Origin of the sequence: Roseburia sp. AM23-20 (assembly GCF_003470905.1) — a bacterium.
Classification (GTDB): Bacteria; Bacillota; Clostridia; order Lachnospirales; family Lachnospiraceae; genus Roseburia; species Roseburia rectibacter.
In genome coordinates this window covers 95,592-109,145 of sequence record NZ_QRHS01000004.1, presented here as the reverse complement: position 1 = coordinate 109,145, position 13,554 = coordinate 95,592, and the positions used below count along the sequence as shown (strand labels likewise).

Below are 13,554 nucleotides of genomic sequence, written 5' to 3'. Positions count from 1 at the left end.
AGAGCATGAAAACATATGATATCGTAATCATCGGAGGTGGACCGGCAGGGCTTGCGGCTGCTGTTTCTGCAAAAAATAACGGAATTGATGACATATTGATTTTAGAGAGAGACAAAGAATTAGGCGGTATTTTAAACCAGTGTATCCACAATGGTTTTGGTCTGCATACATTTAAGGAAGAACTGACAGGTCCGGAATATGCGGGAAGATTTATCTCGCAGGTAAAGGAACTTGGAATTGAATATAAATTAAATACCATGGTCATGGATATCAGCCATGAAAAAGTAGTTACTGCAATGAACCGCGAAGACGGTCTGTTTGAAATTCAGGCAAAAGCAGTTATTCTTGCAATGGGATGCCGCGAGAGACCCCGTGGAGCGTTAAATATTCCGGGATACAGACCGGCAGGAATTTATTCTGCAGGAACGGCACAGCGTCTGGTAAACATCGAAGGGTTTATGCCTGGACGCGAAGTTGTCATTTTGGGTTCCGGCGATATCGGCCTGATCATGGCAAGAAGAATGACACTTGAGGGCGCAAAGGTTAAGGTTGTGGCAGAATTAATGCCATATTCCGGTGGGCTGAAACGTAATATCGTACAGTGCTTAGATGACTATGGAATCCCGTTAAAGTTAAGCCACACGGTTGTGGATATTAAGGGAAAAGAACGTGTAGAGGGAATCACGTTGGCTGAGGTTGACAGCAAGGGAAAACCGATCCCAGGAACTGAGGAGGAATATAGCTGCGATACACTTTTACTTTCTGTCGGACTGATCCCGGAAAATGAGATTTCCAAAGGTATGGGGGTTGACATGAACCCGGTTACATCAGGACCAAAAGTAAATGAGAGTCTTGAAACGAATATTCCGGGTGTGTTTGCCTGCGGAAATGTACTGCATGTACATGATCTTGTGGATTTTGTATCTGAAGAGGCAAAGACAGCCGGAAAAAATGCAGCAGTTTATGTGAAAGCAGATGGCGTGAAGGCAGCAAGAGATAACGACATTGTTTTAAATCCGATCGAGGGTGTCCGGTATACGGTGCCGGGAACCATCAATGTTGCTAATATGGATGAGCAGATCACAGTCCGTTTCCGTGTGGGCGGTGTATACAAGAACTGTTACGTCAGCGCTTATTTTGATGATGAGAGAGTCATCCACAGAAAACGTCCGGTCGTGGCACCGGGAGAAATGGAAGAGATCAAACTGACAAAAGAGCAGCTTTTGCAGTACCCGGATCTAAAGACGATCACAGTCAAGATCGAGCAGGAATAAAATGGAGGTATATCAATGGAAGAGAAAAATTTAATCTGTATCGGTTGTCCGATGGGCTGTCCGCTGACTGTAAAAATGGAGAACGGTGAAGTTGTCAGTGTTACAGGGAATACCTGTAAGCGCGGTGATATCTATGCGAGGAAGGAAGTGACAAATCCAACCAGAATCGTTACCTCTACAGTAAGGATCACCGGCGGAAGCGAAGCAATGGTTTCTGTAAAGACAAAAGAAGATATTCCGAAAGGAAAAATATTTGACTGTGTCAAAGCATTGAAAAATGTTGAGGTTGCTGCTCCGGTGCACATCGGGGATGTGCTTGTGAAAGATGTTGCAGGGACAGGTGTAGATGTGATCGCAACGAAAAATGTGGAGTAAGTGCCGAAAAAATAAAAAATACATGATAGGAATTGATTTTTAAACTGGAGGGGCAAAACAGATACCTGAAATGATCTGTTCTGCCCCAACATCATGTTATTATAAAATACAAAAAGTGAGACTTGACTCAGGATATGATGTGTCTAATTGCTTTCTACAGCATCAAAAAGGTTGCTGTCGTTCCAATCAGGGTGAAGCTGGCATAACTGGTAGATATGATTTACAAAATCAGCATCCTCATCCAGCATGTTGATGCAGCTTTCAGCAGGAATATTTTTTTGGTACATCGTGTGAATGACGTGTATACGATATTGGCATTTTCCATCTTCATAGCTGTCCCTGCGTTCCATTTTGATATACTCTTCCATATCAAATTCTTCCAGTAACATTCCAACTACCTCCGATCTGTGTTTTATGAGGAAATCACGGAGAATATTATCATGAATACAATCCTGTACCGTGAAATCAATTGCCTGTTCTAAAGAAATTCCTTCCAAAATCTTTGAATAGATTCTGCTGATCAAAATAGAGTATTCCTCTAACGTTCTGCACCGAAGCATCAGTTCTTTATTGTGTCCGTAATTAATATTATAGACTTTTGCGGTACATTCCAGGCAAGGGAGTTTTGCTGTATCATCTGAATTATTTGTCAGTTCAAATGCGTCTGAAAGATGCAGCTCTGTATAATCAGCATCATTTTCCAAAAGAGCTATTCCGTTGTAGAAAATAACAAATTGAGGAGAAGGTATTTTAAGCTGTTTTTTCCCGTATATATTTAAGTTGTGCTGTTTGATGTAACTTTCATATTGTTTACCAAAATAAATCAACCCGCGAAGCGGCATATTTGGATTTAAGGTACTCTGATGCTCATACAGATTTAGTGTTCCACGAACGATGAAAGATACATCATTTTTGTAGCCAAGATAAATTACATCATCAATGGTGTAAACAGTAAGTTCCTTTTCGTCTGAGTAACCAGTGTTGTTCAGCGCGTTATATAATTCAAGCAGGACAGAACGCTCACTGAAAATTTTACGGAATAACGCATCCCGGTATTTCTTTTGTACAAAAACCCGTTTTGTATGATGGATTTTTCGTGTGTTTTTCCCCATATCATATTCTCCTTTGATTATAAAAAAATAAAATGGTTTTCACAATACTTTTCTGAAATAGCTGGCGAATTGCCGGGACATAAAAGACTGATATTCAGAAAATGAATTTCACAGAAATGAAATTTGAATTGCGATAAATGTAGAGTAACATGGGAAAGTTGAAACGGCAAGTGTTAGAAAAAAGTTTGTGTATAATCACCATAAAACCGGATGCTTAAAAAATGTTATAAGAGATTTGCATTTTTTAAACATCCGGTTTTATTTTTAACAATCAATCATTTTATGGTCAGCTTTTTATTTGCTATAAAATACTGATGTAGGATTGGATACATAAACAGTTGTGGAACAATTTTTCTTTCCGACTTTGCAGACCGGCTTAACACTGATGTAATACATGGTATTTTTTTTCAACTTTTTCTTTTTAAATTTTTTCAGGGTGTAGCTGGTGTTTTTACTTTTAACGGCGCCTGCTTTTGTAAAAGTTTTCGTATCGTAGCTTGTGGAAACGTATATTTCATATGCGGAAGCACCGGAAACTTTTGACCAGTTGATCTTTATTCCTGAGCCGGACTGTTTTGCAGTAATCTTTTTAGGCGAGGTGCCAAAAGTAATGACGGTACTCCATGGACTGTAAACTTTTTGCTTAGTGCCTGCAAGTGTGACATAGGAACGGACTCTTGCTGAATAAAAAGTGCCTGCTTTGATTTTTTTTGAATTGGTATATGTTCCAAGGTAACTGTAAAATTTTGTTTCGTTTACAATCGGTTTTTTAAATTTTTTGGAATCAGAAACTTTTGTTATCTGCAACTGAAATGCTTTGGCACCATTAATGCCTTTCCATTCAAAGCTGGCATCTCCGGGATAAGCAGTTGTCACTTTAAAATCACGTATTTTCTTTGGAAGTGTTGTGGCATAGGTTTCTGTGTAAGTATTAGAAACAACTGTAAAGTCAGAATTGCTGTTTAAGGCATAAACGCAGATTGCATAAGAGCCATCTTCTTTTAAGTTTTTGATCGTACAGGAATTTGTACTTGTGGTAAGTTCCTTGGAAAGATCAGAAAGACCACTTGGATAATATACAACTTTATATCCGGATGCACCGGAAACGGCTGCCCATTTAAAGGACAGGGATGCAGCGGTTGCTTTGGTTCCTGTAATTTTTGCTGTTTTATCGCTGATCCGTGCAACAACTTTTAAGGTGTCAGACCAGTTTCCAATATCACAGAGATTTTTATCGTCCGTATAGAAATAGTCGGCAGGAGCAGTGTAGGCGCAGACACGCGCATAAAAAACAGATTTGCCGGACGGTCTCCATTTTTATAACCATATTTGGTGGCAGTGATATCTATTTCCGGAAAATCCTGAGTCAGGTTAAGCAGTTCATTGATGCAGGCAATGTTATCGTCGGTGAGTATATGTGTCAGGGCAGAATGCCGCAGTCTGTCCGGGAACGCTACCTGAAAATGAAGGAGGCTCCCGATCATCCGCAGAATCTGGATGTATTGATCCAGAATTTTGACTGTGCATTGTCTCACCCTGATGCCAATGACCTGGAAAAACTGAAAGAAGCCGTTATGAATTCATCTTTCTGATAAGGCCATAAAATAAGGCAGCCCCACATAACTGAGTCTGCCTTACCTTCTTTACTTAACGTTGATGCCTCTGGCATATTGTTGTAGAAACTGTTCTTTTCCACATGGTCTGCCCAAATAATATCCCTGCAGATAATCAACCTTCATTTCTTTCATTTTCAAGAGCCATTCCTTTTCCTCGATGCCTTCTGCGCATATCCTGACGTTAATGCTATGTACCATCGGGATGATATTTTTATATAATTCATAATCCCTGGCACTGTTCATCGCCTTGGCAGTAAAATCCCTATCCATTTTCACATAACTCGGATTCATATCACGTATACAATGAAGATTCGAATATCCTGTTCCAAAATCATCGATCACGAAGGGGATCCCGTTCGTGTCCAAGCTCTTACGGAATTTGCAGAATGCTGGTGTCATATCCATAAATCCGCTTTCTGTCATTTCAACGCATAAACATTCCGGCTTTAAAGTGTACTTTTGAATCACATCCAGAATATCCCGCTCTACATTGCCCTGCAGGATCTGAACATAGGATACATTTACATTCATCCGGAAGTCCGGAATATATTTCTGCATTTCACAGCACATTGCTGCGGCTTCGTTCAAAATATATCTTCCGGCGGGAATAATCAATCCGGTCTCTTCCAACAATGGGATAAATTCCATCGGTGAAACAAGCTTCTGTCCTTCTTCCGTTATCATGGAAAAACGCATCAGCGCCTCTGCTCCAATGATCTGTTCCGACTGGCAGTCCACAATCGGCTGATAATTGACCTCAAAGCCTTCGTAATTGTTTACAATAGCATTACGAAGTGCTGCTATGATTCTTCCTTTTCGTAAAAAGACCTCATAGTCATCCTGGGCGAAAATATAGAATCCGTTTTTACCCATGCTTTTTGCCTGTTTCAGAGCAAATTCAAATTTTTTACGGCATTCTTCAGTCCCCTCACAAAATGTTGCTGCATCTATAACACCAATAGAAACGGAAAATACAGCTTCATAATTTTCGGCTACTATAAAATTATAAAGTTTATCTGTGATCTTTTCTTTCAGTGCCACAGCGTCTTCCGCAGAAGAAGCATCCAGATCCACGATCACATACTGATCCGCTACCAGATGGTAAATTCTCTGCTTGTCCGAAAGGCAATCCTTCATGCAGCCGGCTACGCTTTTCAGGATATAATTACCATAATCCGCTCCCCTGGAGCTATTGATCGCTCCGAAATCATCAATTCCTACATGCATCAAAAAGCCCTTGGAAATAGGTGCCTTTTGTGAACACAGGTAAGTAAGGAATTCCGGACCACCAAGCAGTCCTGTGACATTATCAGCTCTTCTCTTGTTGCCGGTCTCGTTCAGACATCCGACCAGATACTCTGCCTTTCCCTGCGGATCATTGATCACAATACCACGGCAGTTGATCCAGACCGGCATACCTTCTTTATCAAGCCACCTGTAATGAAGATTATGTACCTTTTCTCTTCCTTCGCATATATTCGCAAGATGCTTTGTAAGCATCCTGCGGTCTTCCTCATACACTACCTTCATAACTTCATTTGCAGCATCTGTCAGAAGATTTTTCGACATATTAAACCGTTTCACAGCTGACTGTGAAATCTCAAAGGTATTATTCTGCAGATCAAATATATACAGATAATCATCCGTACATTCTGTAATAATCTCAAATAAGATTTCTGCTGTCTGCTCTCCAAACACATTAAATATATCATTAATCACAACAAGTACCTTCCTTTTGACAACTTCACCCTATCCCTGCCATTTTTCTAGAATAACTTAAAGATATTCACGCGGTCATGCATCTTGGCTGCTCCCTCTGCCAGATTAATACTGATCGCAGTATTCTCTTCTGATGATGCCGCATTGCCCTGTACCACACCGGACAGCTGTTCAATTCCCTGACCGATCTGTTCCAAGGACTCTGCCTGGGAGTTGGCTTTCTCCATGGTGTTCTGTGCAAGCTCTGCAAAGGACTCCATATCTGCAATGATCTGATTGAATGCGTCTGCTGTTGTTCTTGTGATCGTATTTCCCTTTTCAATTTCCACTAAGGTCTTATCGATCAGATCTCTCGTATTTACAGCAGACTTTGCACTGTCTGCTGCCAGCTTGCCGATCTGATCCGCAACCACTGCAAAGCCTCTTCCTGCTTCTCCTGCTCTGGCAGCTTCTATGGAAGCATTCAGGGATAACAGATTGGTCTGGGATGCAATAGTCTCGATATCGGTGATAATATTACCGATCTCTTTGGAGATTTCTGTAATGTGCTCCATTTCCGTGAGCAGCTCATTCATTTTTTCTTTTTCTTCGTTCGCTTTGTTTGCAGAAGCTTTTACACGTGCTGATGCGCTCTGCGTTTCTTTCGCTGTATCTGCAGCCAGATCCACGACAGTGTCAATGGTGGCATTCAATTCCTCGATGACTCCTGCCTGCTCTGTTGCACCGTTCGCCAAGGATTTTGATGCATTTTCCACCTCGGATGAATTCGATGATACCTGTTCTGCCAGATCGCTGATCTCGGTCAGGGTACTGTTAAAGCGCTTCAGAATATACAGCAGTGATGTCTTCAATTCTGAGAAATCTCCCAGGAAATCTGTAATCTCATCACCATTTCTGGTCAGGTCACCCTGCGCGATTGCCTTAACCTCCGCGGAGATCTCCCTGACATAATCTGCCAGAATACCCATGGCTTCTTTCAGATTCCTGATGGTATCGCCAAACTCATCCTCAGACTCATAGGTAAGCATTTCTACGTTAGACAGTTCACCCTTACGCAGACTGGCAACCGCTGCTTCTATCTGTTCTACCGGCTCTGTAATGGAATTGGTAATGATGCTTCCGATCAGTGTCGTCACTACAGCAATCGCAAGACCCGCTGCCACGATCACAACAAATATGATTATGGTGCATACCTTGGCCATGGTATTTGCCCGATCTAATTCTACCTGGAACTCATCACGCAATGAAGTTAATTTCTCAGTAAAAGACTTATATTCTTCATACACCTCTCCGGTCATCAGCTTCGCTGCCTCCTGCTGTTTCCCCTCACGGCTTAACTTCAAAATTTCATCGGAAGCAGCCCTATATTTTTCCCATGCAGCGCTTGCCACTTCATAATCATCCCGTCCTTTTTGAGCATCGCTGTCTGCAGACATTATTGCATCCAGCTTCGCATCGGTATCCTGAATCTGGCTCTCCAGCTTCTGGATTTCTTCTTCGCAGGAGTTCATGACTGCTGCATCTGATTCTACCAGATGCTGATACTGTTTGATTCTGTATTTCGCAGTCATTGTCTCTAAATCCTGCAGATATTCCAATGACGGAGACCAGACCTCCGTGATCTTCTCTATATTTGAACGGATCACTAATGTCGAGATCAGCGCCACCAACACTAAAAATAATGTCATAACAAGCACTGTCATTCGATATACTTTTAATTTTCCTGCAACCTTTAAGTTAACTATACGCTTTTTGATCTTTTCCATGATGGTTTGCCTTCCTTTGTAAATTATTGATCTTTTATAACATTTATTTGTCCATAGACGATTAAAAGATAGCATACTTTATTGGAATAATCCATAAAAAAAATAAATTATTTTCTGCTAAATATTAGTGACTCAAACTCCGCACTTGAATAAGTGCCTATGCACCTTGAAAATCCAATAATACCTGGCACAAATATAGCATGAAACCGTCTGGTTTTGATATCATTGAGTTGCTCAAAATCAATCAAGCTGCAAATGTAGACAAAAGGACCATTGGATACAAACGCAGGAAACTGTCCATGGAAAAAGGAACCTCCGCCATGCTTTCGCTTTTGGAAGCTGCTAAAGAGGCGGTAATCCCTACGGAATATGTTCTCTTTGACAGCTGGTTTTCCTCTCCAGGTACGCTTCGTGCTGTAAAAGAGATTGGATATGATGTAATCGGCATGGTTAAGAAAACTCCAAAGATGTTCTTATGGATCAATTAAAGGTACTTTGATATCGTAATATGGAAGTAAAATGCTTCCCGGCATACTTTCCAATGCCGGAATTTGAGCGGGTAAACTGGTATTGCGTGATCGCACAAAAAGGGTCAGGCGCTTGACTTTTTACACATTCCATGCTAGATTGAAAATAATCGTAAAAAAATAAAACACCATGAAAAAGAGAGTACATCTGTTGGAACTTTACAGAGAAGTTTCTATAATTCCGGGAAAGGTGATGTGAGTCAGGTACTTTAATAAGAAAACCTGTATCACAGAAAATGAAAGGTCGAACCGGAATGAGGCTGAGAGGAAACGGGCGGACATAGATGGAAGATGGCTTTGGAGTGGCAGGACTGAACTGTTTTAGAAAATGACAGATAAGTCCCGACAGGTCCGCCTGTTACAGCGGGAGATATTACAGCAGACAAGCACTCGTACAGAGTTTCGGTGCAGTCAGTGAGATATCAGAATGAGGCTGGCATTTTATGCCGGTAAATGGGAGTGGTACCACGGGATAACGTCTCGTCTTCTTTTTAGAGGACGGGACTTTTTTGTTATAATCCGCATCCATAAGCAAATTATTTAAGAAAGAAGGAAATACACATGAGCAGCAAAGGAAAATTTTATATGACAACAGCGATTGCCTACACATCAGGCAAGCCACACATTGGAAATACCTACGAGATCGTACTTGCAGATGCAATTGCAAGATTTCGCCGTCAGGAAGGCTATGATGTTTACTTCCAGACCGGAACAGACGAGCATGGTCAGAAGATCCAGGAGAAAGCCGAGAAAGCTGGTATCACTCCGAAGGAATATGTAGACAACGTTGCCGGAGAAGTAAAACGTATCTGGGATCTGATGAACACTTCTTATGATAATTTTGTCCGTACAACGGATGAAGATCATGAGAAACAGGTAAAAAAGATCTTCAAAAAATTATATGATAAAGGTGACATCTACAAAGGTTCCTACGAGGGACTTTACTGTACACCGTGTGAATCTTTCTGGACAGAGTCACAGCTTGTAGACGGCAAATGCCCGGACTGCGGACGTGAGGTCCAGCCGGCAAAAGAGGAAGCATATTTCTTTAAAATGAGCAAATATGCTGACAAGCTCATCGATTACATTAATGAGCATCCGGAATTTATCCAGCCGGTTTCCAGAAAAAATGAGATGATGAACAACTTCCTGCTTCCGGGATTACAGGATCTTTGTGTATCCAGAACCTCATTTTCCTGGGGTATTCCGGTTGATTTTGATCCGAAACATGTTGTGTATGTTTGGTTAGACGCGCTGACAAACTATATCACAAAGATCGGATATGACGCAGATGGCAATTCCAGTGAGCTGTTCAACAAAAACTGGCCTGCAGACTTACATCTGATCGGAAAAGATATCATCCGTTTCCATACGATCTACTGGCCGATCTTTTTGATGGCACTGGATCTGCCGCTGCCAAAACAGGTATTTGGACATCCGTGGCTTTTACAGGGTGGCGAGAAGATGAGTAAATCCAAAGGAAATGTGATCTACGCAGATGATATGGCTGATTTATTCGGTGTGGATGCGACACGTTACTTTGTACTGCACGAGATGCCGTTTGAAAATGACGGAATCATTACCTGGGATCTTGTCATTGAGCGTTACAACTCTGACCTTGCAAATATTCTTGGAAACCTTGTAAACCGTACGATCTCCATGAGCAACAAGTATTTTGACGGTGTAGTAAAGAGTACAGGTGTGGCTGAGGAAGTTGATGCAGATTTAAAGGCAGTTGTAACATCTACAAGGGATAAAGTTGCAGAGAAAATGAAAAACCTGCGTGTTGCAGATGCAATCACGGAGGTATTTAACTTATTCCGCCGCTGCAATAAATATATCGATGAGACAGCACCATGGGTACTTGCAAAGGACGAGGCAACAAAAGACCGTCTGGCAGAAGTTCTTTACAATCTGGTAGAATCCATCACCATCGGAGCATGTCTGTTAAAGAGCTTTTTACCGGAGACAGCAGACCGTATCTTAGCGCAGCTTAGCACAGGTATGCGTGAATATGATGATCTCGATAAATTCGGACTTTATGAGAATGGAAATAAAGTAACGGAAAAACCGGAAATCCTTTTTGCACGTCAGGATGCAAAAGAGATCATGCCAAAGATCGATGCGATCCGTGAAGCACAGAAAGCAGAGTTTGAGGCAGAGCAGAGAGCACTTGGTGAATTGCCAGAGACAACAGAGGAAGCAGGCGAAGCAATCGATATCGAGGCAAAACCGGAGATCGAGTATGATGACTTCATGAAAATGCAGTTCCAGGTCGGAGAGATCATTTCCTGTGAAGCAGTGCCGAAGTCAAAGAAATTATTATGCTCCCAGGTAAAGGTCGGAAGCCAGGTAAAACAGATTGTTTCCGGTATCCGTAAATATTACACACCGGAAGAGATGGTCGGCAAAAAAGTCATGGTACTTGTAAACTTAAAACCAGCAAAACTTGCCGGAGTTTTATCGGAAGGAATGTTATTATGCGCAGAGGATGCAGAGGGCAATCTTGCGCTGATGACACCGGAAAAAGCAATGCCGAGTGGAGCAGAGATCTGCTAACATATTGTAAAATAAAAATCTGTCATGACAGTTGTGATAAATCTGTGCTGTTGTGCCGGATTTGTGAGGGAAAAAGAGATAGTGTATGCGCTATCTCTTTTTCGGTATCACACAGGGAGGAACAAAAGAGTGAGAAAAAAAATACAGGAGATATTTCAAAGAAACCTGCCATTTGTGCTGGTGTTTATGGTGGCACTTATCTGGCATCTGGTCATTAAAATTTCTGCCGGTGATGATGTTGTCTATTTTCAGACGCTGATGGATGGAAGAAGTATCTGGGAAATTTTAGCGCACCGCTATGCGACATGGTCTTCAAGAATGGCAATCGAATTTGTTCTTATACCACTGGTACAGGTTTCGTGGCTGTGGAAAATTCTGGATATTATTATTTATACACTGATTCCTGTATTGTTATACCGCTTATTAAATAATTACACGGAATATATTGATGAAAATGTAAGCTGGTCAGATAAAGATTCAGACAGGGAAGAATCTAAGAGTATATTAAAATGGCTTGTCTGTGCGTTTATGCTGCTTTACCCATTTTCGGATATGGTATCAGCTGGCTGGATCGCAACGACGGTCAACTATCTGTGGCCGCTTTTTGGAATCTTATATATCGCCCTGATTTTACAGAAACTGGCACAAAATAAGTTTCTGCACTGGTATGAGGGCGCAGCAGGGATGATCTGTTGTATTTTTTGCAGCAGTCAGGAACAGGTGGCAGCAATTTTACTGGTTATGATTTTTCTTGCGTTACTTTATAACTGGCACAGAAAAAAAGCGGGGAGTCTGTGGATTTACGGATATTTTGCCATTGATCTGATTTCACTTTTTACGATTTTGTGCTGTCCGGGAAATAGTATCCGCAGCATGCAGGAAGTCGAAGGGCGTATGCCGGAATTTGCACATTTTTCCATTTGGGAAAAGATTTATATGGGAGTTGTAAATATAGAACGCATTTTTATTGCGCAGGTTAACAGTATTTTTCTGATCGTCTCGGTTATACTGGCAGTACTGGTCGGACTGAAAACGAAAAATATGATAAAAACATTGCTGTCATCTGTTCCTGTATTTTGTATTCTTGGATATGCACTGATCCGCACCGGGCATCCGTGGTATGAAAAAATATTTATTATACCGGAACAGACAGCAGGGTGGAATTTTAAAGATCCGGTGAACTGGCTTCCGGTGTTATTTTTGATTGTGACGATGGCGGGGATGTCCTATGCACTGTTTTGTCTGATGAGAGAGAAGCTGGAAATATATCTTTATACACTTGTGATGCTTGGTGTGGGACTGGCATCCGGCATCGTCATGGGATTTTCTCCGACAATCTATGCATCGGCAGACAGACCATATATTTATCTGTATTTTATTCTGATGGTAACGTGTCTTTTTTGTATCCGGCAGATGTATGGGCAGATCAGAAAAGAAATTCCTGTACTGGTTCAGAAGATTTCAATGGTTGTGCTTGGAATATTTTGCATGGTCAATATCGCAGAAACACTTTGGATGTGTCATATTATGTAAAAGAAACAGATGGATAAGGTAATCATTTTATACAGTTTTGCCGATGTTAAAAATATATGAACGGTTTCATTTTCATGACGGGCATGTTTAAATTGATCCATATAATGTTTGTTTACAGAATGCACGATTTATCTGCAAAGAGGTATTCTGGGATTCCTGTCATGATTTCAGGGAGGAATATGAGCTATGGGATTTTCGGTAAATAGTGCTGGGAGCACCAGTGGAGCTATGGCAATGGCTGGAACATTGACCATTAAAAATGCGAATAAAGATGCACGTGCGCGTATTGATTATGTCTGTGGAAAGAGTAAAAGCAGCACAAAGAAAAAAGTAAATTATAATTACAGGGAAGTTTCGAATCAGCTTTTGCGTGCGAAGAAGCCGCAGGGCGCAGCAAATGCGCTGACAAAGGCAAAGAGCAGACTTGCCACTTTGCAGCGGTGTGCAGCAACCGGGGAATATGACAGCAAGGAGATATCTGCAGCAGTTGCGCATGCGAAAAGAATGGTAGAGTGCGCACAGTTAAAAGTCCGCCACTTAAAGCAGGAAGAAATCGAAAACAATAAATATAAACGCGAGAACCGGGCGGATAATATGCAGAAAAAAGGTGAGATCAGGCGCCGGGCTGCAAATAAAGAGCGTGAGTTGAAAGAAAAGATTGCGATTGAAGAAATACAGAATGTACAAAAGGAAAAGGCAAAGCGTGTTGAAATACGGCAGAAGCGCAATAATCACAGACGTCAGGAGCAGAGTAAGATCAGCGAAGCGGATATGAAATATATAAAAGCACAGATGGAAAACCACAACACATCTGATATATCTCCTGATTCCGGCGTGATCGTGAGCCTGTCTGCCGAATCTGCAAATCTGCAGATGACAGAGGCACAGATCAAGATGCAGGCACAGCAGGATGCGGAGTTAGAGACAGATCTGACATTGACGGATGCTGCCGGTGCATTGCCGCAGGGGATGTCTGCTTCTTATACCGGTGATCCATCGGGAAGCGCATCTGCCACAAGGCAGGGAATGACAGAGAATATTAATATTATAAAGTGTATCCTGTAGGAAAAAAT

At 41.6% G+C, this 13,554-nt stretch carries 10 protein-coding genes and 2 pseudogenes; 7 read left to right on the top strand and 5 right to left on the bottom strand.

Features of this window, described 5'->3' with window-relative positions; translation table 11 throughout:
• Positions 1 to 5 precede the first annotated feature (5 nt).
• Entirely contained in the window at positions 6 to 1,274 is a 1,269-nt protein-coding gene (locus DW650_RS05450; RefSeq protein ID WP_118209267.1) for an NAD(P)/FAD-dependent oxidoreductase, read from the top strand.
• Between the two features lie 15 nt (positions 1,275 to 1,289).
• Positions 1,290 to 1,649 carry a DUF1667 domain-containing protein gene (locus DW650_RS05445; RefSeq protein WP_006857089.1) on the top strand — a complete coding sequence of 120 codons (360 nt, stop codon included), beginning with the start codon at positions 1,290 to 1,292 and terminating at the stop codon, positions 1,647 to 1,649.
• Between the two features lie 143 nt (positions 1,650 to 1,792).
• On the opposite strand, the gene DW650_RS05440 is transcribed toward DW650_RS05445, so the two are convergent.
• The 3 genes and pseudogenes from DW650_RS05440 to DW650_RS20750 all read right to left on the bottom strand — a co-directional run.
• Complete coding sequence (locus tag DW650_RS05440) at positions 1,793 to 2,761, bottom strand: hypothetical protein (protein WP_118209266.1); 969 nt, start codon at positions 2,759 to 2,761, stop codon at positions 1,793 to 1,795.
• Positions 2,762 to 3,055: 294 nt separating this feature from the next.
• Positions 3,056 to 3,637, bottom strand: coding sequence for a GH85 family endohexosaminidase C-terminal domain-containing protein (locus DW650_RS19980; RefSeq protein WP_243102860.1), 582 nt, complete (start codon positions 3,635 to 3,637; stop codon positions 3,056 to 3,058).
• 90 nt (positions 3,638 to 3,727) lie between these two features.
• Positions 3,728 to 3,919: pseudogene (locus tag DW650_RS20750) on the bottom strand (fibronectin type III domain-containing protein); the annotation flags it as partial.
• A gap of 137 nt (positions 3,920 to 4,056) precedes the next feature.
• On the opposite strand from DW650_RS20750, the gene DW650_RS05430 reads away from it, so the two are divergent.
• Positions 4,057 to 4,353, top strand: a complete 297-nt coding sequence (locus tag DW650_RS05430; protein ID WP_442969714.1) for a flavodoxin family protein — start codon at positions 4,057 to 4,059, stop codon at positions 4,351 to 4,353.
• Between the two features lie 51 nt (positions 4,354 to 4,404).
• Here the strand turns inward: DW650_RS05430 and DW650_RS05425 are convergent, their stop codons facing one another.
• A complete protein-coding gene (locus DW650_RS05425; protein ID WP_117920830.1) occupies positions 4,405 to 6,096 on the bottom strand; it encodes an EAL domain-containing protein in 1,692 nt (563 codons plus the stop codon).
• A 47-nt stretch (positions 6,097 to 6,143) separates the two neighbouring features.
• On the bottom strand, positions 6,144 to 7,862 hold the full coding sequence (locus DW650_RS05420) for a methyl-accepting chemotaxis protein (protein WP_117920829.1): 1,719 nt from the start codon (positions 7,860 to 7,862) through the stop codon (positions 6,144 to 6,146).
• Positions 7,863 to 8,110: 248 nt separating this feature from the next.
• Here DW650_RS05420 and DW650_RS05415 point away from each other — a divergent pair.
• The 4 genes and pseudogenes from DW650_RS05415 to DW650_RS05400 form a co-directional block, all read left to right on the top strand.
• Positions 8,111 to 8,347 (top strand): annotated as a pseudogene (locus tag DW650_RS05415) (IS4 family transposase); the annotation flags it as partial.
• A 603-nt stretch (positions 8,348 to 8,950) separates the two neighbouring features.
• On the top strand, positions 8,951 to 10,948 hold the full coding sequence (gene metG, locus DW650_RS05410) for a methionine--tRNA ligase (RefSeq protein WP_118209265.1): 1,998 nt from the start codon (positions 8,951 to 8,953) through the stop codon (positions 10,946 to 10,948).
• Positions 10,949 to 11,077: 129 nt separating this feature from the next.
• The gene (locus DW650_RS05405) at positions 11,078 to 12,481 is read left to right on the top strand and encodes a DUF6056 family protein (RefSeq protein WP_118209264.1); all 1,404 of its coding nucleotides are present in this window, start codon (positions 11,078 to 11,080) and stop codon (positions 12,479 to 12,481) included.
• A 186-nt stretch (positions 12,482 to 12,667) separates the two neighbouring features.
• Positions 12,668 to 13,546, top strand: coding sequence for a hypothetical protein (locus DW650_RS05400; RefSeq protein ID WP_118209263.1), 879 nt, complete (start codon positions 12,668 to 12,670; stop codon positions 13,544 to 13,546).
• The last annotated feature ends 8 nt before the right edge of the window (positions 13,547 to 13,554 follow it).

Coding starts and splice junctions, on each gene's coding strand:
- DW650_RS05400 (WP_118209263.1), top strand. CDS start 12,668: ATGGGATTTTCGGTAAATAGTGCTGGGAGCACCAGTGGAGCTATGGCA.
- metG (WP_118209265.1), top strand. CDS start 8,951: ATGAGCAGCAAAGGAAAATTTTATATGACAACAGCGATTGCCTACACA.
- DW650_RS05450 (WP_118209267.1), top strand. CDS start 6: ATGAAAACATATGATATCGTAATCATCGGAGGTGGACCGGCAGGGCTT.
- DW650_RS05440 (WP_118209266.1), bottom strand. CDS start 2,761: ATGGGGAAAAACACACGAAAAATCCATCATACAAAACGGGTTTTTGTA.
- DW650_RS05445 (WP_006857089.1), top strand. CDS start 1,290: ATGGAAGAGAAAAATTTAATCTGTATCGGTTGTCCGATGGGCTGTCCG.
- DW650_RS05420 (WP_117920829.1), bottom strand. CDS start 7,862: ATGGAAAAGATCAAAAAGCGTATAGTTAACTTAAAGGTTGCAGGAAAA.